22 protein-coding genes are annotated in these 22,902 nt (G+C 52.9%); 12 read left to right on the top strand and 10 right to left on the bottom strand.

Features of this window, described 5'->3' with window-relative positions; translation table 11 throughout:
- Window positions 1-56 precede the first annotated feature (56 nt).
- Together WFO64_RS07395 and WFO64_RS07390 are read right to left on the bottom strand one after the other, a co-directional pair.
- Window positions 57-611, bottom strand: a complete 555-nt coding sequence (locus tag WFO64_RS07395; RefSeq protein WP_337010304.1) for a fimbrial protein — start codon at window positions 609-611, stop codon at window positions 57-59.
- 24 nt (window positions 612-635) lie between these two features.
- Complete coding sequence (locus WFO64_RS07390; RefSeq protein ID WP_337010302.1) at window positions 636-1,325, bottom strand: fimbrial biogenesis chaperone; 690 nt, start codon at window positions 1,323-1,325, stop codon at window positions 636-638.
- Between the two features lie 903 nt (window positions 1,326-2,228).
- On the opposite strand from WFO64_RS07390, the gene WFO64_RS07385 reads away from it, so the two are divergent.
- The 3 genes from WFO64_RS07385 to WFO64_RS07375 all read left to right on the top strand — a co-directional run bounded on the left by WFO64_RS07385 (window position 2,229) and on the right by WFO64_RS07375 (window position 4,810).
- A complete protein-coding gene (locus tag WFO64_RS07385) occupies window positions 2,229-3,026 on the top strand; it encodes a winged helix-turn-helix domain-containing protein (RefSeq protein ID WP_337010300.1) in 798 nt (265 codons plus the stop codon).
- Window positions 3,016-3,507 (top strand): FidL-like protein, encoded by a 492-nt coding sequence (locus WFO64_RS07380; RefSeq protein WP_337010298.1) that lies wholly within the window; start codon window positions 3,016-3,018, stop codon window positions 3,505-3,507. Before WFO64_RS07385 ends, WFO64_RS07380 begins: the two co-directional genes overlap by 11 nt.
- A 603-nt stretch (window positions 3,508-4,110) precedes the next feature.
- A protein-coding gene (locus WFO64_RS07375) for an IS6 family transposase (RefSeq protein WP_442956135.1) occupies window positions 4,111-4,810 on the top strand; the annotation gives its coding sequence in 2 pieces (ribosomal slippage) (window positions 4,111-4,646 and window positions 4,645-4,810; 702 coding nt in all).
- Here the strand turns inward: WFO64_RS07375 and WFO64_RS07370 are convergent.
- Window positions 4,718-6,019 (bottom strand): LLM class flavin-dependent oxidoreductase, encoded by a 1,302-nt coding sequence (locus tag WFO64_RS07370; RefSeq protein WP_337010297.1) that lies wholly within the window; start codon window positions 6,017-6,019, stop codon window positions 4,718-4,720. The genes WFO64_RS07375 and WFO64_RS07370 overlap by 93 nt on opposite strands.
- A gap of 45 nt (window positions 6,020-6,064) precedes the next feature.
- Window positions 6,065-7,135 carry an iron-containing alcohol dehydrogenase family protein gene (locus WFO64_RS07365; protein ID WP_337010295.1) on the bottom strand — a complete coding sequence of 357 codons (1,071 nt, stop codon included), beginning with the start codon at window positions 7,133-7,135 and terminating at the stop codon, window positions 6,065-6,067.
- Between the two features lie 255 nt (window positions 7,136-7,390).
- Between WFO64_RS07365 and WFO64_RS07360 the strand changes: the two genes are divergently transcribed.
- From WFO64_RS07360 to WFO64_RS07350, 3 genes are read left to right on the top strand one after another with little or no spacing between them, the layout of a single operon-like run.
- Window positions 7,391-7,936 carry a GNAT family N-acetyltransferase gene (locus WFO64_RS07360; protein WP_337010293.1) on the top strand — a complete coding sequence of 182 codons (546 nt, stop codon included), beginning with the start codon at window positions 7,391-7,393 and terminating at the stop codon, window positions 7,934-7,936.
- Window positions 7,933-8,517, top strand: coding sequence for a M20/M25/M40 family metallo-hydrolase (locus WFO64_RS07355; protein ID WP_337010290.1), 585 nt, complete (start codon window positions 7,933-7,935; stop codon window positions 8,515-8,517). Before WFO64_RS07360 ends, WFO64_RS07355 begins: the two co-directional genes overlap by 4 nt.
- On the top strand, window positions 8,514-9,824 hold the full coding sequence (locus WFO64_RS07350) for an MmgE/PrpD family protein (protein WP_337010288.1): 1,311 nt from the start codon (window positions 8,514-8,516) through the stop codon (window positions 9,822-9,824). The genes WFO64_RS07355 and WFO64_RS07350 overlap by 4 nt, the downstream gene beginning before the upstream one ends.
- A gap of 5 nt (window positions 9,825-9,829) precedes the next feature.
- Here WFO64_RS07350 and WFO64_RS07345 read toward each other — a convergent pair whose 3' ends face one another.
- The 4 genes from WFO64_RS07345 to WFO64_RS07330 are packed head-to-tail and all read right to left on the bottom strand — an operon-like array spanning window position 9,830 to window position 14,718.
- Window positions 9,830-12,115: a molybdopterin-dependent oxidoreductase gene (locus tag WFO64_RS07345; RefSeq protein ID WP_337010286.1), complete on the bottom strand. Its 2,286-nt coding sequence runs from the start codon at window positions 12,113-12,115 to the stop codon at window positions 9,830-9,832.
- Between the two features lie 32 nt (window positions 12,116-12,147).
- Entirely contained in the window at window positions 12,148-12,909 is a 762-nt protein-coding gene (locus WFO64_RS07340) for an amino acid ABC transporter ATP-binding protein (protein ID WP_337010284.1), read from the bottom strand.
- Entirely contained in the window at window positions 12,902-13,825 is a 924-nt protein-coding gene (locus tag WFO64_RS07335; protein ID WP_337010282.1) for an amino acid ABC transporter permease, read from the bottom strand. The genes WFO64_RS07340 and WFO64_RS07335 overlap by 8 nt, the downstream gene beginning before the upstream one ends.
- Window positions 13,822-14,718 carry an ABC transporter substrate-binding protein gene (locus tag WFO64_RS07330; protein ID WP_337010280.1) on the bottom strand — a complete coding sequence of 299 codons (897 nt, stop codon included), beginning with the start codon at window positions 14,716-14,718 and terminating at the stop codon, window positions 13,822-13,824. Before WFO64_RS07330 ends, WFO64_RS07335 begins: the two co-directional genes overlap by 4 nt.
- Window positions 14,719-15,429: 711 nt before the next feature.
- Here WFO64_RS07330 and WFO64_RS07325 point away from each other — a divergent pair.
- Window positions 15,430-17,352, top strand: coding sequence for a methyl-accepting chemotaxis protein (locus WFO64_RS07325; protein ID WP_337010279.1), 1,923 nt, complete (start codon window positions 15,430-15,432; stop codon window positions 17,350-17,352).
- A 465-nt stretch (window positions 17,353-17,817) separates the two neighbouring features.
- Window positions 17,818-17,940 (top strand): hypothetical protein, encoded by a 123-nt coding sequence (locus WFO64_RS07320; protein WP_337010278.1) that lies wholly within the window; start codon window positions 17,818-17,820, stop codon window positions 17,938-17,940.
- Here WFO64_RS07320 and WFO64_RS07315 read toward each other — a convergent pair.
- Entirely contained in the window at window positions 17,937-18,197 is a 261-nt protein-coding gene (locus WFO64_RS07315) for a hypothetical protein (RefSeq protein ID WP_337010277.1), read from the bottom strand. The genes WFO64_RS07320 and WFO64_RS07315 overlap by 4 nt on opposite strands.
- A gap of 453 nt (window positions 18,198-18,650) precedes the next feature.
- On the opposite strand from WFO64_RS07315, the gene WFO64_RS07310 reads away from it, so the two are divergent.
- Window positions 18,651-18,797: a hypothetical protein gene (locus WFO64_RS07310; RefSeq protein WP_337010276.1), complete on the top strand. Its 147-nt coding sequence runs from the start codon at window positions 18,651-18,653 to the stop codon at window positions 18,795-18,797.
- Between the two features lie 592 nt (window positions 18,798-19,389).
- Window positions 19,390-20,088, top strand: a complete 699-nt coding sequence (locus tag WFO64_RS07305; RefSeq protein WP_337010275.1) for an RluA family pseudouridine synthase — start codon at window positions 19,390-19,392, stop codon at window positions 20,086-20,088.
- A gap of 16 nt (window positions 20,089-20,104) precedes the next feature.
- Here the strand turns inward: WFO64_RS07305 and WFO64_RS07300 are convergent, their stop codons facing one another.
- Window positions 20,105-20,644, bottom strand: a complete 540-nt coding sequence (locus tag WFO64_RS07300) for a DUF2058 domain-containing protein (protein WP_337010274.1) — start codon at window positions 20,642-20,644, stop codon at window positions 20,105-20,107.
- Between the two features lie 151 nt (window positions 20,645-20,795).
- Here WFO64_RS07300 and WFO64_RS07295 point away from each other — a divergent pair, with 151 nt between their 5' ends.
- A complete protein-coding gene (locus tag WFO64_RS07295; protein WP_337010273.1) occupies window positions 20,796-21,428 on the top strand; it encodes a TetR family transcriptional regulator in 633 nt (210 codons plus the stop codon).
- Between the two features lie 83 nt (window positions 21,429-21,511).
- On the top strand, window positions 21,512-22,897 hold the full coding sequence (locus WFO64_RS07290; protein ID WP_337010272.1) for a D-arabinono-1,4-lactone oxidase: 1,386 nt from the start codon (window positions 21,512-21,514) through the stop codon (window positions 22,895-22,897).
- The last annotated feature ends 5 nt before the right edge of the window (window positions 22,898-22,902 follow it).

Below are 22,902 nucleotides of genomic sequence, written 5' to 3'. Positions count from 1 at the left end.
TTTTCTAATGAGCATAATACAGGCGAAAAAATCCATTATTCCTGGCCTGTACCAGATTATTTGTAGGACACCACAAAGGTAGCATCAGCTGATACATCACCACCCGTCACGTCTTTACGGTCACGTGCATATTTGACAATAAAACCAATATTGTCATCGCCCTCATTCAACCGGTCCAGATAATCGTTTTGCGGCAGTTCTTTATTCAGCGCCAGTGGCGTATTTTGATCCTGTTCAGAGAATAATTCCAGACCGGTACCGCTTTCACTGCCGGACGAATTGGCCAGTACAGCAGGCTGGCTGCTATCAGCAGTTCCGTCTACGGTGATAGCAATATGACCAGCTTCAGCCTTGGCCTCACAGGCGAGATTCAGAGAAAAATTCTTTTGGCCAGTAGAGATAGCGCTGCCCATGGCGACTTTGTCCAGGTCACTGGACTGTACGGCATCCAATTGTACTGTCTGATTCGGTGAAGTGAATTCACAGGTTGGGGCGGTGACTTTGCCAGTGAAGTGTACAACTGCTGTATTATCACTGTCCGCATAAGCCAGCGAACCTGCAGAAGTCATTACCAGTATGGAAGCCATCGTGGTCAGGGTAAATTTATTCAATTTCTTTGTCCTGTTAAAGGGATGTTAATGTACATTTTTCTGAACGACGTCAGAAGTGTCACCAAAGTCGTTAATTACAGTGTAATTAACGACAGCTGCTTGTCCCGCACTCCCTTTTGCCATCAGGGTGGTGCTAAACGGCGGGATCATGTCTGCTTTGATAATTTTGGATTTTTTATTATCCAGCCAGACTTTATCAAAAGTTATATAATAAGGGGTTGGATTAAAGACCTGAAGTCCGGATGAATTGTGTTTCCACTCCAGATTTTTATAGGCCTGCTCCATGTCTTCCGGTACTCCCTTCGGACGATAGAGTATTTTAATCCGGGTGCGCATAACTATTGCCAGTTGTGCGGCATTGGTGGCCTTATCAATTTTTGGAATTTCTTTCACATTTAACCAGTAAAGCTGCTCCTGGGGTTTATTTACCAGCGACGGGTTAATTGCCATGATTCGTAGTGAAATTTTATGCTGCCCCTTGATTTTTGACAGTGGGGGGTCAACAAAAATATCCTGCTGTGATCGCCCATCTTTGTCTTCTGCCCAGGCTTGTACCAAAAAATCATTCTGGGTGGGATTGCTTATTTTAACCTCCGCTGACTGGTCTAACGCGCCAGGATATATAACGCGATTTTGATCCAATACCAGTGAAGCATGAGCAACCGGAGCAATGAAAATCCACAGCAGAAACGGACCGATTAGTTTTTTAAGCATCGTTTTACACCCTTTTCAATGTTTAACAGTTGTAATCATCGATATCATCAAGAAGATGCTGATTGATTTTCATCAGAACCAGGCGTATTTGCTGAAAATGACTGCAGCCGTTATCATGTTTTTTCAGGCAATCATCTAACTTTTCTCGTATGTAAATACAGGAAGCTCTGTCAGGTATGCAGTCCTGGAGTAGGGTCAGAAATATAACTACATGCCGGGTTTCGCAATAATCGTATTTTTTGAGAGCATTGATTAGTGCATTACGTGAGATCGCAACTGTATTATTCATGCAGGTACGGCGCCTCTTTAATGACCAGTCATGTTTGTTTAACAGGCTGGCTGATATTTCTAATTACGGTGACACGTGAAGTAACCGTGCTTCTGAAGAAAGTATTGAGCATCACAGATCTCGTGTACAATTATATTGTTAAAATGCACATAAATAGATTATTGTTCTGATAAAATACTAATATATAGATTTATCTACTTTTTAAAGTTTTTTTCTACAGACCGGAAATCTTCATGAACGTGAGATTTTGAGCGGTTACGCCCTGCTGATAGGACACCGCGGAACGCCATACCACCCGCACGACATCATACTTCGAACAGTGCGATGGTTCTGGAGTAAAGAAATCAGCTACCCTGATTGAAAAAAAGGATAGAAGGTGGCGAAAAGGAGGTAAATCAGGTATATACACTTTAAGTGCGGTAGGCACGTTAGAAATCAGTTCTCATCTCACTGCACCTATCTGTATTTTTATAGATTCACTTACTGTAAAATGGTTAAAAATTTTATTTAATGTAACCTTCTGATTCTGAGAAATTTATCAGTAAAAGTGATAGAATATCTGAATCTGGCAACATAAACTGTAATAACAAATTAAAACGTAATAACAATTCTTTATGAGATATATTATCAACTCAAGCATTGCTTTCCGTGTAGAGGACGGAGCCCTTTACCGAATTGAGAGTAATGACACCGTGGTTCTGCCCATTCCGGCCCAGCGTTTGCTGCTCATTATCCTCGAGTCTGGCGGGAGCATCCTTCGCCGTGAATTTCTGTTACAAGAGGTGTGGGATAAGTTCGGGCTTGTCGGTTCAAATAATAACCTTAATCAATATCTCAGTCTGTTGCGCCGGACTGTTTCGGCATTCGGTTGTGAAGAATTCATAGAGACCATTCCGAAAGTGGGGATCAAAATTATCGACGGGGTTCAAATAGAGAGAGATAATACCGAAAACGCCCTCTCTCAAGAAAGTGGAGAAAATGATAACGTAATTGAAACACGTTTATTCACACATTACACGAAAGGTCTTTTCAGGATCTGGTCCCTTAAAAACATAATGGCTTTTAGCTTGTTGCTTATCGTATTAATTTTTCTGAGTGTGATAGTTCATGTCAAAACCGGCGTTGACCAGACTCCTGTTACCTCCACGCTCAAGGGTGGATGTCACCTCGTCCTTTATTCTGAACTTAACTCCCAACAATATGAGAGGATTTCTGCGAAGGTTAATGATTATTTGAAAAAAAATGATAAAAGCTGTCATCCGGGAGTGACGATTTATTTTGATGATATTTCATCACAATCCCTTTACGGAAAAGGAAGAACACTACTTTCTTATTGTGAAAGTGATAAAAAAGGCATCAACGACGTTTGTTTGAATTATTTTTTTGGTGATGGCTTGCATTATGATAAATAAAATCATCCTTACAGTTTTTATTTTACTTGCGCTTCCTGCAGGGTTTTATTGGTATAACTATCAACATAACCAGATTTCCCTTCCGTTTAACTGCCTGTATTCTACAGATTATACCTTTAAAGATAAAGGTGATATTCAAACAATACATCTCAAGCAGGATCTTATTATTAGATCGGCCAATCATGCATATTTCTTACTGAATGGCACCGCAGAGACGAGTGGAAAGACATATAAAATAAATCGCACTGTTTTACTGGATAAAGGTGAGGTAGAGCATGGTAGTGAAACTATTTTCAGATATACCGTTAACTCTGTTAACAAAAAGGCTGATGATGACTTACCAGCAGATATTTTTGACAATTTAATGAGTGAGTATACTTTATCTTCAGATGTATTTGAGCTGCATGTTTATCCTCAAGGCCGTGAGACCTATCTTCTCGGCGGTACTTTTTCATATTTGAGCGTGTGCCTCAGAGAGTGATTATCTGTTCCGTTAGTTATCCTTATCAAGGAATCAATATTAATACGTTTTGTATTAACTGTCAGCGTGAAACAGCCGGGGATCATGAGTGAGCAGTAAGTAATACAAAATGATATTCAGACATTGGCCATTTCATGAGGGAGAACGTAATCGTCGTTAAATGTATACTTTAAGTCTGGTTTCCTGACTGAAAATCACGATTAAATTCAGGGCGATGGCAGGTACTGCAACTGATAACACACGTTTTGCATAGCGTTGTTCAGAAACGCTGAAGATGAATACGACAGAGTCAGAAACTTCCGCTCCTGGCACAAAGCGGAGCAGAAAGGTGATCACCATGTCACAGGTCAGGACAAACGTTCAGTATGAAAATGATGTGTGCCGCTTCGTCGTTAATGGACCGTTGGGATGACTTGTCCAGTTCGAGCAATAATCGTCGTCCTTACTTTACCCAAAAACAAAAACCCCCTCCTTGCAACAATCTGCCAATTCTTGTGCCCCTGTGGCAATAAGGTTCTGTCGCATTAAGCCGGGGTCCGGGAACATGCTGTTTTTTTTGTAATGTTGCCAGCTATGTCCCTGATCTGAAAATCTTTCCGACACCTGCATTATCCCACCGATGTTATCGCCCAGTGTATTCGCTGGTTGCTGGCGTACTCACTCAGCCTCCGTAACCTGGAAGAGAGGATGGCTGAGCGGAGCATTATTGTTGATTACTCCACGCTTCACCGCCGGGTCATCCGCCTGGTGCCGGTACTGGATAAGGCGTTCCGCAGGTATAAACGTGCAGTGGGTCCGCGCTGGCGAATGGACGAAACCTGCATCAGAGTCAGGGGACAGTGGAAATACCTGTACCGGGCCGTCGATACCGCAGGGCAGACCCTTGATTTCCTGCTGACCGCCCGGCGGGATGCCGACAAACCTGACGAAGAAAGTATCACGACCAGGCAGAACAAATATCGGAACACCCTTGCGGAGCAGGATCACCGGAACATCAAACGACCGACGCGACCGATGACGGGATTCAAATCATTCCGGCGGGCACAGACCCTACTGGCGGGTATTGAGCGGGTAAACATGATCAGTAAAGGGCAGCTTCATCATCCAGCTGACGAAGGATTGTCGTCCGCAGAACGTTTATCTGCTGGCTGCCTGGAAAACAGGCAGCGCAGATCTCATCATCTTCACGCCGTTAACGCGGCAGAGCCCCTTATACCCTTTCCAGCCCCAGATTCTCCCGCAACGTGGCAAACTCATACTCCTCGCGAAACAGCCCACGACGACGAAGTTCAGGCATCACTAATTCCACAAACAGATCCAGCTGTTCCGGCATGATGGCTGGCATGATGTTAAAGCCGTCTGCGCCGCCCTGCGCCAGCCACAGCTGGAAATCATCGGCGATATCTTCAGCCGTACCGACAATCACGCGGTGCCCGCGCGAACCGGCGGCGACGGCAGCCAGCTCACGCAGCGTCATGTTTTCGCGTTTTGCCATATCGGTCATCAGCTTAACGCGGCTCTGATTGCCTTCGCCCAGCGGCACCTCCGGCACCGGACCATCCAGCGGATATTGGCTGAGATCCATGCTAAAGCGCAGTGACAGCTGACGCAGACCATTTTCAATGTCCACCAGCGTATTCAGCTCTTTCCACAACGCCCTGGCTTCTGTGCGCGTGCGGCCAATAATCGGCATCACGCCAGGCATGATTACCACCTGTTCCGGGTTACGCCCGGCGGCCACGACTTGCGCCTTCTGAGCATGATAGAAGGATTGCGCTTCTTCCAGACTGGCAGAGGCGGTAAAGATCACTTCCGCCGTCTCGGCCGCCAGCTTCTGTCCATCTGCAGAGGAACCTGCTTCGATAATTACCGGACGTCCCTGTGGCGAACGGGTGATATTCAGCGGGCCCTGCACCTGAAAATGCTCGCCCTGATGATTAATCGGCGTGATCTTCTTATCAACAAAATAGTCCCCGGTCGCTTTGTCAGGCTGAACGGCTCCCGCTTCCCAGCCCTCCCACAGTTGGTATGCCACCTCAAGGAACTCCCGCGCACGGGCGTAACGTGACGCGTGATCGGGCATGTCATTGCGACTGAAGTTACGTGCAACGTCTGTGGAAAACGACGTCACGACGTTCCACGCGGCACGCCCCCGGCTGATGTGATCCAGCGATGAGAAGCTACGCGCCAGCGTAAAGGGATCGCTGAAGGTCGTGGAGGCGGTCGCGGCCAGGCCAATGCGTCGGGTATTGACTGCCAGCGCCGCCAGCATCGTCAGCGGCTCCAGCCGTGCCATGGTCGACGGCAGACGATACAGGCTGGTCGCCAGGGCATCGCCAACAAAGAAGAGGTCGAACTTTCCCGCTTCGGCTTTTTTAGCGAGCGTGATCAGCCAGTCAATGTCGGTGGGGTCGCCCAACTGTTCCGTCAGACGCCAGCCGCTGACATGCTGGCCCACCGGTTGAACAAACAGGCCGAGCCGCAGGCGACGTGATGAAGTTACAGAGTGCATAAACTATTCCTGGTCTGAAAGATGAAAAAGCGTGGCGCAGCGCGCCTATAAAAGCGTGTCGGTCGCCAGCAGCGCTTGTTCCAGTGCGCGGGCGGAGACGGTAAACGGCAGACGTTCTGCACTGGCTGCCGGGAATGTAATCTGCTGCGCGATGTTGCGCAGCGCGGCATGACGATCGCCGTGTAACGCGGGCAGCGTTAACGGCATGTCATACTGCCGCAGCAGTGCCAGCAGCCCGCTATCCGGGACGCCATCATGCTCAATCAGCGACTGCACCAACAGGCTGAAACCCACTTTCTCGCCGTGCAGCCAGTGATGCAGCTCCGGCTGGTGCGTCAGACGATTGTGAATGGCATGCGCCAGACCCGGCGTCGGCAGGACATCGCGAACGCTGTTTGCCAGCCCCGCCAGCACGATAGTGGCATCAATAACTTTAACCAGTTCTGGTGTGACCCGCTGCTGCTGACAGGCCGCAATTGCGGCATCACCATATTGCTGAAAAGCGTCAACAGCCTGTCGCGCGTTCATCACCTTCAAATCCAGAGCCAAATCCTCCGGGTTATGCTGCTGGTAAGGCCGGAATTCATAATATTTCGCCAGCGCATCAACGATGCCTGCTTTCAGATACCGCACGTCACTCCGGGCGATCACGTCACTGTCCACCAGCACCAGCTCAGGCATTTTTCCCAATGGCTGGCTGCGCAGATGCCCGCCCGCCGCGTTATAAAGGATGGCAATGGGTGACCAGGCCGCGCAGGTCGCCGCCTGGGTTGCAAAGTTAACCAGCGTGACCGCCGGTAGCTGGCTGGCGGCGGCTTTGGCTGTATCCAGCACCCGTCCACCGCCAATCGCCAGCAGCAGGTCGGCGCCCTGCTGTTCTATATTGTGCTTTACGCTGGCGATGGCCTGTTCGGTACATTCGCCGGATAAATACTCCAGCTGCCAGCGGATGCCACAATCTTTAAGATTCTGGCTTAATTCCGGATTAACTGCCTGCCACGCACGAGGAGAGGTAAAAATATGAATTCGGGTGGCATAGGGTTTAATAAATTGACCCACGCGCGTGCGCAGGCCCGCCTCATGCGCATAGGCGCGCGGGGAAGTCATCGCTAACACAACGGCATCCTGAATATAAGAATTAATCCAAAAAGGCTTTAATTACATTTGGTTAGTATCGATACAACCACGTCATTTCTTTTTCGAATACTACGATAAATAATAATTTAAGCAATTAAAAACCGGCCATTCTCTATTCACAAATCTGCATGAAGTTAGTGAGTTTTCACATATAGAACTCTGGCTTTTTACTGTTAATCTTTCATTCTCGCTGAATTAATTAACTGCACGTATGGCAGTTTTTCTGGAAATATCATGCCACTCGATTTTCGTCAGGTCAGAGAAGATGAAACAGATGTTTATCTGGCGTTAATGCATGCTGCTTATGCACCCGTTAAAGCGCTGGGTATTCAGTTTGATGCCGCCACCGCTGACCGCGCTATGGCATTGCGCCATCTGCAGAGTCACGGGGTGTATGCGCTATATGTCGGCGAGGAGATGGTCTCGTCAGTGACCGTACGCTATCCCTGGGGACCGCTGCCCGGCCCGTTTGGTCTGCCGCATATTGGCTGGTTTGGTGCGCACCCTGACTATCCTGGTCAGCAGTTTGGTCGCCAGGTTCTGGAGCGGGTAGAACGGGACATTCTGATCGGTCAGCTTCGAGCCCCTGCGGTCTCGCTGGGGACGGCTACCAGCCACCCCTGGCTGCAAGCGATGTACCTGAAACGCGGCTTCCAGCCTATCCATACCTGCGATCTTGGTAAAGGTCATCTCACCCTCTATATGAAGAAAGTACTGGATCCGGCGGCACATGCTGCCTGGCAGCGCCGCCAGACGGCAGCACAAAGGCACGCACAATGAGCATCACTATCCCAGCCATATCAGGCGAGCAGCTGATCGCGTTCCGCCATGAACTGCATCAATTCCCGGAGCTGTCGAATCAGGAATTCGAAACCACGGCCCGACTGCGGGGGCAACGGGAGCAGCAGCAGATACGTATTCTCGATCTGCCGCTGAAAACCGGCCTGGTGGCGGAGATTGGTACATCAGGAGGGCCGCTTGTCGTGCTGCGGGCAGATATTGATGCACTGCCGATTGAAGAGCAGTCCGGCGTCAGCTATCGCTCCCAGCGTCCAGGCGTAATGCACGCCTGCGGGCATGATTTTCACAGCGCAGCAGCGCTAGGGGCTGCGATCCTGCTTAAGCAGCAGGCAGAAAAGAGCGGATTTGACGCGCACGTGGTGGAGGCGAGTCCGATTGGCGAAGACTTTGCCTTCTACCAGCAACAACTGCCTGGCGCCTTTATGATGATTGGCACCGGTGAACCCTATGCGCTGCATCATCCTGCCTTCCGTGTTAATGATGAGGTGCTGCTGCCAACGGCACACTATCTGGCCGATCTGGCGCGGGCGGCCCTCGTTTCTCTGGCGCAACCGCAATGAACCTGACTGCAGCTCTGGCGGAGCATATTCTTCATAGTCAGCCGAATACGTCAGCGCATGCACAGGCACGTGAAGGCGTTCGGGATTTTCTGGCGGTGAGCTGGCCGGTGTTACAGGGTCAGGTGCCGGATAGTGGCTTACCGGCACTGCGCAGCCTCTACCACGACGGCAGCGTGCGATCGCAGGCGCTGCTGCTGGGTTACGCCGGTCACGCGCTGGACTATGATGATTTCCATGCCGATTTCCGCGGCCATCCCAGTGTGGTGATCCTGTCTGCGCTTTTCGCCTGGCAACAGTATGAACCCAAAAGCCTGAACCTGTTTCTGGATGCTTACGTCACGGGCGTGGAAATGGCAGGTCGTCTGGGACTGGCGGTCAGCCAGCAACATTACGCGCTGGGCCACCACAACACAGCGACGCTGGGCACCCTTGCGGCGGCGGCGGCACTGGCGCGTTTACTGACGCTGGAGAGGGATGCCACCGCCACCCTGCTGGGGATTGCGGCCACCCAGGCCAGCGGTTTACGCGCACAGTTTGGCTCGGCGGTAAAACCGCTGCACGCGGGCTTTGCTGCAGAACGTGCGGTAACAGCCGTTCAGTTGACGCTGGCCGGAATCGGTGGCCGCCAGGCGGGCGTGATTGAAGCCTTTCTTGCGGCCAGCAGTTCGGGTCAGGCTCAGCCGGAGACGTTGCTGGATAACTGGGGCACCCCCTGGCGGATTAGTACGCCCGGACTGGAATTCAAACCTTTCCCGACCTGCGCCGGTACTCACAGTGCAGCAGAAGCAGCACGGATGCTGCGCCAGCGGTGGCTGGCGGCTGGAAAATCCCTTGATATGCTGCTGAACCAGATTGTGGATATCACCGTCGCTTTTCCGCCAGGCGGTGATCTTGCGGCCTCAATATCAGTACCGGCTCACGGGATTGAAGCACGCTTCAGTCTGGAATATGTGATTGCCGCGATGCTGATCTATGGCGATCTGCGCTTACAGGATTTTGCCGAAGGGGATCTCAATCATCAGATTATGCCGCTGGCCGCCCGCGTCCGCCGTATACCTGATGAACGTGCGCCGCCCGATGCGATCAATCCCGCCCTGCGCTTTCATGACGTCACGCTGGCGCTTGCGGATGGCACAACGCTGCATCAGCGGCGTACGCGCCAGCAGTCACTGGCAGAGGGGGTGAACGTAAACAGGAAACTGCAACTGGCACTGAAGGACGCGTCACCCGATCTGCTGGCAGCCAGCGCGTTACGTTCAACGGCAGAGTTGCAGGCGCTGGGGCGCGCAGTGCTGAGCGCCCTGTAACCGACTCATAACGGGGGAATAAAGGCCTGCACCGGCGTAACTTCCCCGGCAAATTTTCGCACCTGTACCACCGTAATCTGCCCGCTACATCCCTGCGCAAGCGATGACGTCCCGATATCCATTGTCAGTACATTCGGATTACCATGACGACATAGCGGACGGGCGGCAGTGGCGTCGACCGGATCGTACCAGGCGCCGGTTGGCAGTTGAACCACGCCGGCCATAATGGTGTCGGTGAGACGTGCGCTGGCAAGCACATGGCCGCGATCGTTATACAGCTCAATGATATCGCCATCAGCGATAGCCCGCGCTGCCGCATCCTCGCTGTTGAGGCTACAGACTTCACGCCCGCCACGCTTGCTGCTCTGACTGAAATCACCAAAGTCGAGCTGGCTGTGCAGACGCGTTGCGGGCTGATTAGCAATCAGCCAAAAGGGATAGTCGGCGCTGGGTTGTTGCTGCGGTTCACGCCATACCGGATGGCCGGGACAGTTGTCATAACCAAAGCTGGCGATAGTGGCGGAGAAGATCTCAATTTTGCCGCCTGCTGTGGGCAGCGGTGCGGCATCAGGGTCAGCGCGAAACGCATTGATCATCCGGCCACCATCTTTAACCTGCGGCAACGCCAGTGTGCCCTGCTGCCAGAACTGATTAAAATCCGGTGTCTGCACCTGATGCGCCGCCAGTTTTTCCTGTAGCTGACGGTAAAGATAGTGCAGCCAGCCACGCGCATCGCGCCCTTCGCTAAAAGCCTCCTCCCTGCCGAGCCGCCGGGCGAGATCACGGAAAATGGTGTAATCATCCCGCGCTTCGGCGTAAGGCTGTGCCACCGGCTGCATGGCGATTAAATGGCGGTCGGTCGGCGCACCGCCGATATCCTCGCGCTCCAGGGTCATGGTGGCGGGCAGGACGATATCGGCATGGCGGGCAGTAGCGGTCCAGGCGCTTTCATGCACAATCAGCGTATCCAGCTGGCAAAATGCCTGACGCAGCCGCGCCAGATCCTGATGATGATGAAATGGATTCCCCCCCGCCCAGTAAGCCAGCCGGATATGAGGATAAGTAAGCTGGCGGCCATTGTAGTCAAACTTCGCGCCGGGATGGAGCAGCATGTCGGCGATACGGGCCACCGGAATAAAGCGGTCGATACCGTTTTTCCCCTGTGGCAGGGCAGGAAAGCTGACCAGGTTGTGATGTTTGCCGTAATGACCGAGCGCACCCAGCGCATAGGTGTATCCACCGCCGGGCAGCCCTGGCTGTCCGAGCGCTGCCGCCAGCACCAGGCCAAGCCACACGGGTTGTTCGCCATGCTCAGCGCGTTGTAAGGCATGGGCGACAGTAACCAGTACGCGCTGACCGTAAAGCTGTCGGGCGAACTCCCTGATCAGGTCACTGCTGACACCACAGATCGCGGCCGCCCAGGGTGCGTCACGCACCACGCCATCTTCTTTACCGCGAATGTAGGCGACCATCTGAGGCCAGCCGACACAGTAGCGCGTCAGAAACGCTTCATCGGTTAACCCTTCAGCAATCAACACCGCCAGCAGACCGAGCATAAACGCCGCATCCGTTCCGGGACGCAGCGCCAGCCATTCGCCCTGCGCTTCCTCAGGCAGATCGCTTTTCAGCGGACTCACCGAGATAAAACGGGTGCCGCGCTGTGCCGCACGCTGCATAAAACCGCGTTCGGTATGCTCACTCAGGCCGCCGCTGGCCACCTGTGCGTTTTTCAGCGCCAGGCCGCCAAACGCCAGCACCACGTCGCTGTGACCGGCAATTTCTTCCCAGCTCACGCCACGTCGGGCGATCTCGTTCATGTCGCCGACGATATGTGGCAGTAGCACCGAGGCCGCCCCGGAACTGTAGCTATTTACCGAGCGCACATACCCGCCCAGCGTGGTGTTCAGGAAACGGTGGACCTGACTTTGTGCGTGATGAAAGCGGCCCGCACTTGACCAGCCATAGGACCCGCCGAAGATCCCCGCCGGGCCGTAAGTCTCACCGACCCGCTTAAGTTCCCGCGCGACCCGTTGACTGGCTTCCTCCCAGCTAACCGCGACATACTCATCGGCCCCCCGGCGCCGATCCGCACCCGGCCCGTTTTCCAGCCAGCCACGCCGTATCATCGGCTGCGCAACGCGTGCCGGATGATGGAGTGCATGTCGGAAGTTCTGCAACAGAGGACTGGGATCGGGATCGTGCCGGAATGGTTCGATAATTAACCGATCGCCGCTGCGCTGGGCGTGAAATGCGCCCCAGTGGGCACTGTGCATAACCGGTTTCTGCGTCATTCTGATTCCTGGTTACTACAAAAAAAAGGCGCTCAGAGCACCGTGGCAATAAAGTTTCTGACGCGTCCGTTGTCCGGGTCATCAATAACCTGCTGCGTTGGGCCAGCCGCTACAATTTTGCCGCTCTCCATAAAGACGATGTTATCGGCCACCTCGCGGGCAAATCCGATTTCATGGGTGACAATCACCATGGTGATACCAGAATGCGCCAGTTGCTTAATCACCTGCAGCACTTCCCCCACCAGTTCCGGGTCAAGCGCCGAGGTGGGTTCATCAAACAGCATGACGCCAGGATCCATCGCCAGTGCGCGGGCAATTGCCACGCGTTGCTGCTGACCGCCGGACAGGTTTTGCGGCCACTCCTCTTCACGACCCGCCAGCCCCACCTGCTTCAGCAGCGCCAGCGCTTTGCTGGTTGCCTGATGACGGCTCTGCTTTTTCACCCGCATCGGCGCATCCGTAATGTTCTGCAACACGGTGCGGTGCGGGAAGAGATTGAACTGCTGAAAAACCATGCCGATTTCTGCGCGCTGGCGTGCAATCGCGCTGCTGTTAAGCTCGTGTAGCGCCTGGCCCTTTTGCCGGTAGCCCACCCTCTGGCCGCCGATACGGATGGTGCCGCCATCCAGCTTTTCAAGATGATTAATGCAGCGCAGCAGCGTGGATTTACCCGAGCCGGATGGCCCCAGGATCACCGTGACCGATCCCGCAGGGATATCCAGGTTGACGTTGTCGAGGATAGTGACGCCAGAGAAACGCTTAGTGACCTTACGCAGTGCGATCGCTTCAGCCATTGCTCACACTCCTTTGCGTTTTCGGCAGCGAGATGCGTGGCCACAACGACCAGCCGCTGCGCTTTTCACGGCGTGTGACGCCGCGACCAAAGTAACGTTCCACATAATACTGGCCCACCGACAATACCGAGGTCATCAGCAGGTACCATAAGGTGGCGACCAGCAGCAGCGGGATCACTTCATAGGTGCGCTGATAGATAATCTGCGCCGAAAACAGCACATCCTGCAGAGAAATCACCGACACCACTGCCGTGGTTTTCAACTGACCAATGATTTCGTTACCCGCTGGCGGCATAATGGCGCGCATCGCCTGCGGTAAAACGGTATGACGGAAAATCTGAGCCGGGCGATAACCCAGCGCGCGTGCCGCTTCAATCTGCCCATTGCCAACGCTCTGGATACCCGCGCGTACAATTTCTGCGGCATAGGCGGACTGATGCATCACCAGCGCGATCACTGCCGCACTAAACGGGCTGACCAGCGCGTTGGATTGCGCACTCCAGATCTCACCTAAACCGGGAATCGACAGCGCGATTCGGGGATAGAGCGCCGCGATGTTGTACCAGAGAAACAACTGCACCAGCATCGGCACGCCACGGAAAAACCAGGTATAAGCCCAGCTCACCGCAACCAGCACCGGGTTAGATGAGAGTCGCATCAGCGCCAGCACCGTGCCGAAGGCAAATCCCAGCACCACTGAAATGGCGGTAAGCTGCAGCGTCATAAGCACACCCTGCAAAATGGAGGGCGCAGTGAAGTTTTCTGCAATGATGCCCCACTCAAAGCGCGGATTGTTAATCATCGAATGTGCCATCGCCACCACGCATAACAGCACCACCAGCGCACTCAGCCAGCGTCCGTAGTAGCGTTTACCAACGATTTTCAGGTCGTCAGCGTGGTCCTGAATCTCACTCATTTAAAAATCTCTTCGTTGCGTCGGGCTTCGGTCACGGCACCAAATCCGATCCCCCAGTTATCGAGGATTTTCCGGTAGCTGCCATCGTTGATTAATGTGTTCAGCGCGGCTTGCACGGCTGGCTCCAGCGGAGAGGCCTTCGGAAAAGCGACAGAGACCGGTGCATCGTTAACCGTAATTTCACCGCTCATGGTCAGCGGTTTAATGACTTTTACCTGCCACAGCAGCCCTTCATAGGGGCCGAGGAACATCGGTACGCGACCGCTGACCACCGCCTGCACGCCAGCCGGACGATCCGGGAATATCGCTACCTTAATGGGCTGTTTACCTGCGGCCTCACAGGTTTTACTGGCTTCTTCCAGCCGCGTCACCTGGGTGGTGCCGGAGCCAGCGCCGACCTCTTTGCCACATACGTCACTGAGTGATTTGAACGGGGCGATGCTGGCGTCTTTACGGGAAATAATCCCCAGCAGGCTGGCGTTGTAGTAGCCGACAAAGTCGATCTGTTTCAGGCGGGTCGGTGTGGCGTTGATGTTCGACAGCGCCACATCGTAACGCCCGGTTTTCAGACCGGGTATAATATTGTCGAAGCCGCCGGTATCGCGCCACTGCACCGCAATACCCAGACGTTCACCCACCGCATTCATGATGTCGATTTCGCGACCGGCCAGCGTCTTATTATCTTCTTTATAAAAAGTCGTCGGCGGCGTGTTCGGGTTTGTTCCCGCCACAATGTAGCCCCGCTTGAGGATATCCGCAGGTATCAGGCTTTTCAGTGCCGGATCGGCGTTCACATGCAGCGAACTGTCAGCAGGCACTGACGTTTCGGCCGCAAGGGTAGTGTTCGCACTCATCGCCAGTGCGAAGAAGATCATGCCTTTTGTGAATTTCACTGGAACCTTTCTCCTGAGTGTAAATGGTCCCCCAGAGGGAAAAATGCAATGCGCTCTTAATCTGTTGTCAGGTTTAGTTAGCCCGATAAAGCCAGCAAAACTGCGGGCTTGCGGCGTTTTATCATTCCCATAACTTTCTGTTCTCATTCTCAGTGAATACCCGCAGCGATCACAAATGCTAAAAACAGGAATATTTTTCTGAAATATGACAATGATGAGATTATCCGGCAGTCAGGTGATGGCGATACCTTGCGTCCGAAGAGAGATATAGAGATCGATTCAGGGGAAATTGATCGCGTTTATTCAGGGTTTTCAGGACAGCGAGAAATTAAGCGCCGGGGGAAAAATCATCATTTTATTATTGTCATATCCTTAATATTGAATATAAAAACCTGTCAGCGCCCGCGCCATGACCCTCATTCCTCTAATGTTTTGATCAAGATCAACAACTCTTCCCAAGGTGACCCAAAGGTTTTTTACTTATGAAAAATTATTTTTTTTATGATTAAAGATCAATTAGTTATATAGATTCCCAAAAGAACCTCCACCGCATCACCTCTGCCAGGAACAGGGATAACTGCATTAACAACAGCAGTTGTTAATCATAAATAAAATTAAATATTTATTTCACACTGTCGATAAAGAAGATTATCACTGACATTATTTAACTGCCTCTTTTCTGCTTCTGAAACCTCACTAAGGGTGAAACTGATGGGCCTTACTCAACGCATCTCCAATATTAGAATCGGGAAAAAACTTGGTTTCGGTTTCATCATCGTCATCGCCGCTTCCCTTGCCATTACCTTTATGGCCTTTGACTGCTTTCGCAGTATTAAAGACAACTCTGCCCGGCGAACTATCACCGTAGAGGTGGTGAATGCGTTGAGCAAAGCGCGCCTTAATCGCACGCTGTACCAATACACCAAGGATCCTAAATTTGCCACGCAGAACGTTGTGGCGCAGAAAGAGTTAGATGACCTTTATAAACACCTGAATGCCTTTAAATGGGATGACATTGGCCAGCAGAAAGTGAGGTTAATGGGACAACTACTCAACGACTATCAGTTCCAACGTCAGAAGTTCGTGACTTCTGCACAGGCGACAACCAGCGCCTTTGATGCCATTAGAACGGACGTCCTGATTGGTCTGGCGCATCAGTTCGAGTCTCTCAATCTGGCGCAGACACCCGAGGCGGCGCTGCCCGTTATGCACCTTGCCGCCGCGCTGTTTGATGCGGCTAATGTTGAAAAAGGGTTTCTCGCTAAACCGTCCGAGGCGAGCAGAGCGGCGGTCATGGCAGAATACGCCGCTATCACTACCCTGAGTGAGCAACTGGACACGTTCGCCCAGCCGACGATTAATGAGTTATCACGCAATGTGCTCAGCACCCTTACGCAGCAGCGACAGGCTTTGACACGCTATGTGGATGCAATCGAGAAAGAAAAGAGTGATTCAGCGAGCCTGACCACCACCGCCGAGAAACTGAATGCGGTTGTGTCCGATATCTTTGCCTTCCAGACTCAGCTATCTGCTGACTTTATCAAACAGGCAGAGTGGCGCATTGCCTTTGCCGCACTGATTTGTGTTGTTCTTAGCCTGCTGCTCGCCTGGCGGATTACCCGCAGCATTACGCAGCCATTAAAAGAGACGCTGAATGCGGCGCAATGTATCGCTGGCGGTGACTTAACCGTCTCGCTGAAAACCACGCGGGGTGATGAGTTAGGTCAGTTGATGCAGGCTGTCGATGCGATGAACAGCAGCCTGAAGCGCATCATTACCAATGTACGTGATGGCGTCAGTAGCGTGGCGCGTGCCTCGGCGGAAATTGCGGCGGGTAATACCGATCTTTCATCCCGCACAGAACAGCAGTCTGCGGCTGTGGTGCAGACGGCTGCCAGCATGGAACAGCTCTCTTCGACGGTGAAACAGAATGCGGAAAACGCCCACCATGCGAGCCAGCTGGCGACAGACGCGTCGGTTAATGCCGGGCGCGGTGGTGAGATTATCCGTGATGTGATTGTGACCATGAACAGTATCAGCCAGAGTTCAGGCAAAATCGGCGAAATCATTAACGTCATCAACAGCATCTCTTTCCAGACTAATATCCTGGCGTTAAACGCCGCGGTCGAAGCGGCGCGAGCCGGTGAACAGGGGCGTGGATTTGCGGTGGTTGCCGGTGAAGTCAGAAATCTGGCCCAGCGCAGTTCGCTGGCCGCCAAAGAGATTGAAACGCTGATACGTGAGTCACTTAATCGCGTTCATGATGGATCTGAGTTTGTGGAACGCGCCGGTACCACCATGGATGATATCGTCCGCTCAGTCAGCCAGGTCAACGCTATTATGACTGAAATTGCTGCTGCATCCGACGAGCAAAACCGGGGCATTTCCCAGATTGCCACGGCGATGGCCGAAATGGACACGACGACTCAACAGAACGCCGCGCTGGTTGAAGAGTCATCCGCAGCAGCCAGCTCACTGGAATCTCAGGCCGATGAGCTGGAAAAAACGGTGGCGGTATTCCGTCTCTCTGCCGGGCAAAACAGCCTCAGTCGCGCCACACCGACCTTAACGCCGCGTTTAGTGACCGGCACGCCAGTCGGCGCCTCCGCAGATGCCAGCTGGGAAAGTTTTTAATCACTACCCGTTTAAACCCGCCGTAACGATGCGGCGAGCAGCCAGCCTCACGACAATAAGGCTGGCTGCCCTGTCTGCAGATCCACGCCGTGCGCTTTCGTTTCAGTTATGCCAGATTTGAGATCATCGGGCGTCACGCTCTCCGGCCTGATAACGGCATCCCGCCCCGAAGACACCCCCGCACGGATGATCAGTGATGACGTTTGCCGCATTGCTCAGTAAACGTCGATGAACCTGCGTCTGATTGCCGCCGGTAAGGTGCGCGGGCCAAAGCCCGGGCCGGGGTCACGGTGTCTGGTAAGCGATGAAGCAGGATTTCACATTTGAGAATCAGTCATACTGGGAGCACCCCTGATTTTTCTGCTCTTCCGGGAAGTGCGTTTAATACCGGATGGCTGTTGGGGCGGCAAAACAAGGGAAGCGGTCAGAGAACCATGCCCCTGTTCTGCAGCATGGATAAAGGAAGTGTCTTCCCTGACAGTTTCTCCGGCCGGTTCACGCTTTCGCGCAACCGATGAGGTCGTTCGCTTCGTCGTTTTCCGGCCGGAACCGGACTACGTCCACTGGCGTCAGTTCACCTACGGCTAATTCAACTCTTCGTTCAGGCCTGCAAGCGTTTGCAGGTACGGCACTTGTTTCAGGGCAATCGTCGGTGATTTAAAACTACTTAACCAGCTTCTGGCTTCAGAGATTTGCGCCAACCGATGAGGGTTGCTTTCAGATTTCGCCATACAACCCAGCTGAGTAAAGAGTGTTGCGATACTGATTTCTTTCTCACCCAGGGCAAGGCTGAGTGCCGCTTCGCCAATAATGACGTGGCCTTTTTCGTCGTTTTGAAATAACACTGAAAAATCCTCCATTAGTACGAATTGATGACAACCTCACCAGAGACTGTAGTCGTAAAGCGGGGATCTGCCCGGATTTATCATAGAAAAACACGCAAAAATGCAATAAATAGCCATTAAAGAAGATGTAAAGAGAGCCTCCTGGGTTAACCACGTTTTTCTGCGGCCATGACGAAACGGCAATTCAGCACACAACGCTCTGTAGGCGCACCACCTCCCTGTCGCCCCCATCTCCATCCGTTTATGTGACGCGCTCTACGCCGAGGCGCACTGACATGCAGAGTTTGTTTGACTGCGGTATCGGGTGATGTTTCTGACCTGAAATAGATCAAAACGCCCGGCGTAATAATCTGCAAAGCAGAGATTTACAGGTTTCAGAGTGTTCTCTTTGCGTCTCGCGTCAATCCTGTCAGGCTGTTACGTTTTATATCTGCTAGCGGAAAGTACGCCACCATGAAACTCTCTATTCTCCTCACCCTGCTGGCCGCAACGGTTTGCTCCGTATTCGCTGCGCACGGCGGATTAGCGTCATATCAGGCCAATGGCACGCAGGGGGTCACGCAGAGTGGAGAAGCGATGGGGGAAGCGTCGAACGAATAAAAAAGAGGTAACCCCAGGAACGGCTGTATGCCCCCCCCCCTGATATAGTCATTACGCGAAAATTATCCGGCAGAGTGATACAAGGTAAAAGGTGTACGGAGATCGCGTGGCGAACAATAACGATTTTTACCGGTCATAATTTTTCAGCCAGTCACGCCTGACATTATCGGTCGTTTGGCGTTCCGTTCTGCAAAGCATAAAACACACAGCCATCTGCTGTTGCATCATCCGGCTACGGGAACAGATCAGCACCGCACCGACAAGGCGCCATTCGATGCGCACCCGGCTGTTAAGTTCTTTATTCTCATCTGACGGCCCTGTGTCGCTTTTCTTCGCCAACGCTTCACTAGCGGGCACACCGGCAGCTGGATGTGAAACGGCGGTGAATCACTCCTCAGTGGAGGGGGTGTCCGGCAATCATAATTCTGAGGGGAATGATAATGCTGACGCAGAACAGCGCATTCTACCGGAAGGTGACCGGCACCGTCGTTTCTCATTTCTCAGTCAGACAACTTGCGCCTCCTCTGCCGCCAATTCGTCAGCGGTCAGGCAATCAGGTATGATCCGCTGCCATTCACTTTCCGGTTGCCTGATGTCTGCGATTATCGATACGTTTATTGCCCCTCCCTGTCATAACGAGATAACCCTGCTCTACAAGGACGAACATCTGCTGGTGATCAATAAACCCAGTGGGCTGCTAAGCCTGTCGGGCAAAAACCCGCAAAACCTCGACTCAGTGCATCATCGACTGGTGAAACATTTTCCTGGCTGCACGCTGGTTCACCGGCTCGATTTTGGCACCTCCGGGTTGATGGTGATCGCACGGAGCAAGGTGATCAACGCCGCTCTCTGCCAGCAGTTCAGTCAGCGTAGCGTGACAAAAACCTATCAGGCGCTGTTGTGCGGACACCTTGCCGATGATGCGGGCGTGATTGATGCCGCAATTGCTAAAGATCCCGCGCAGTTTCCCCGAATGGTGATTTGCGCGATTCAGGGCAAACCCGCGCGCTCACGCTACCGGGTTACTCAGCGCGGTTATTATCAGGGCGATCAGGGAAATGAGGTGCCGGTCACGTGGGTTGAACTGATGCCGGAAACCGGACGCACCCATCAACTGCGCATTCATTGTCAGCGACTGGGGCACCCGATTCTGGGCTGTGATCTTTATGGCGGGCGATTGCTGCCTGGTGTTGAGAAGGCAAAGAGATTAATGCTGCACGCCAGCGGACTGACGTTTGTTCATCCTGTCAGCGGCGAGGCGATGTGTCTCTCTGACGCCAGCCCCTTCTGAATGCGTGAGCGTGTGGTTACCACATCAAATCATCTGGCACTTTGAAATCAGCATACGGATCATCTTCATCCTGAGCGTCTTCGCTTAATGCGCTGTTCAATACGATGGCGCTGGCATCACGCTGCGCAATTTTATCCGCCACACTGGCCGGGATGATAGCGTACTGGCTCTCGCCGCTATTATCAGTGACCAGACGGGCAATGGCGAGACGCCCACTGATCAGCTGCGTCTGCGTTAGCTTATCCACCATGATTTTTTTAATCAGATTATTGTCGGTGAAATTGAAGCTGATATTGCCTCGCTCCACGTCGATTTTGTTCATTTCGATCAGCTGCTTGACCTGCGCTTTATACTCTTTCGACAGCAGGGTCAGCTTCTGCTGCGCGTTCAGCTGTTTATCCCGCTCAAGCTGCGCTTTTTTATTATCTTCCACCGCCGCTCTGGCTTCGCGCGCCTGAACTCTGGATTTCTTGGCTGTGCGCTGAACCTTGTCCATTTTTTTACTGGACACTAATCCCGCTTTCAGCATCTGCTCTTGCAAGGTGAGTTTTGTCATTGTCGTCTCTGAACCTGTGAAATTTTGTCCCGGATTATACCTGTAATCGCCTGGGCTGTGCCAGGTTGCCGCATCTGTCTCGCCCGTGGTTGCGGGCAGCCTCTCAACACTGTGCTAACATTCTGCGGTCAAAATCACCTTACTGAGCATCATGTCAGAGATAACAAAACGTAAAAATGACCCTGAAGGGCTAAAAAAACGCATCATCGCAGGTGCACTGAAAACGTTCTCTGAGTTTGGTATGCAGGGTGCCAGGCTGGAACAGATTGCAGAGCATGCACAAACGACCAAACGCATGGTGGTTTATCATTTTGGCAGCAAGGAACAGCTCTACATTGAGGTACTGGAGCAGGTCTATCAACAGATACGTCAGCACGAAACAGGCCTGAACCTGGCGGCAATGGAACCGGAACTGGCCATGACCCGTCTGGTCGAAGCCAGCTTTGATTATCACGTCGCCCATCCCGATTTTATGCGACTGGTCTGTAGTGAGAACCTGCTGCGCGGTCGCTATATCACGCAATCACCGCAGATTAAAGCGCTTAACCGCAGCGCGCTGGATTTGCTGGATGACATTCTGGCACGCGGTCAGCAGCAGGGCGTATTCATCGCTGATGTGCAAACCATCGATGTCCATCGCCTGATCAGCAGTATCTGCGTTCATCACGTTTCAAACCGCTATACGTTCAACGCCCTGTTCAGCCCTGATAACAGCGAAGCAGAGAGTATCCGCCGCAATCGTCAACTGGCTGTAACCGCCACGTTACGCTATATCCGCAAATAAATGCCCGCAGCCAGAGCGGCACTTCCTCATAGTCTACGCTTAGTAAACACTTGTCATAAAACTGCTATAAAAGGAATGCTGTTGTGAGCAGAGCCGCACGCCTCTATCCGCTTCGCCAGACCCATATTGAACCCGATGACGATGCGCTGTGGAACTGGGCGCAGAATGCACAAATCGGCAGCCGTCATCAGGTTCAGCGTCCCGCCAGTGAAGCGGAATTACAGAGACTTATCCGGGAGTCCCATGGCCAGATCCGGGTGATCGGCAGCAAGCTGTCGCCTGGCCGTATGCTGCATGTCAGCGAGAGCGATGTGCTGCTCGATCTCAGTGCATTGAGCGGCCAGCTTGCCAGTAATGAACAGAGCGTAACCTTTGGCGGCGCGACCCCGCTAGAGCAGGTCTATCGCAGCCTGACTGAAATGAACCGTATGCTGGCGTCATCGCCAGGCGTGATTGCGATTCAAACGCTGGCGGGCGCGATGGCGACCGGAACGCACGGCCAGGGTTTGCAGCAGAGTTCGATTGCCGACGAAGCGCTGGCAATCAGAATGGTGCTGGCTGATGGCAGCGTGCGCGAATTTGTTCGTGGCGAAGCTGACTTCCCGGCAGCGCAGGTGTCACTGGGCGCATTAGGGATTGTTACGGCGGTAACGCTGCGTACCGAGCCGCTTTGCATCTTCACCTGCCACAAAAATGCCGTCTCCGCCGATACCCTTGAAGAGGATTTGCTGCGCTGGAACAACGACTATCCGCTGAGCAAAGCCTGGTGGTTCGTCGATGACAACCTGATGCATTTCTGGAATGCTCATGAGGCGAGTGACGATGAGCGTCAGCGCTATGAAGCGCAGGGTCGTCAGGTGGTGGAACATGACGGTGAGGGTGATGACAGCCTCAATGACACCATCGATCAGACACTGGCACATATGCACCGCGATACTCAGATTCAGGGCAAAGGCGGCAAACAGTTTCGCACCGTTACCCGTTTTCGCGACTTCACTGATGTTACCGGTGACATTTACCAGCTCTTTTGCCGCGGCATAGCGGTGCCGCAGATCAATGTGGAAATCGGCGTACCCCTGGCAAAAACCCCCGCCATTATCCGCCGGATTAAGCAGTGGTATGCAGAGCACCGTCCGCATATGCACTACCCGATTATTCTGCGCTGCACCGGCGCATCGTCGGCCTGGCTCAGCCCGGCAGCTGATCAGCCAACCTGCTTTTTTGGCTTTGTCGTCTATTACGCCGACGATGGCTCGCTGTCACAAGAGGGGCTGCACTTTCTGACTGAAGTGGAAAAACTGCTGGCCGAAGAGGGTGGACGCCCGCACTGGGGCAAATATTACGATGAAGAACGCTATAACTGGCGTGAGATTTATCCGCAGTGGGACGCCTTCCGCGCCCTGCGCAACCAGCTCGATCCTCAGGGCCGGCTGGGTAACGACTACATCACGCCACTTTTGACTGATTGAGGAAA

The organism is Pantoea sp. AS142, assembly GCF_037152305.1.
GTDB lineage: Bacteria > Pseudomonadota > Gammaproteobacteria > Enterobacterales > Enterobacteriaceae > Pantoea.
This window is presented reverse-complemented; position numbering and strand designations above follow the sequence as displayed.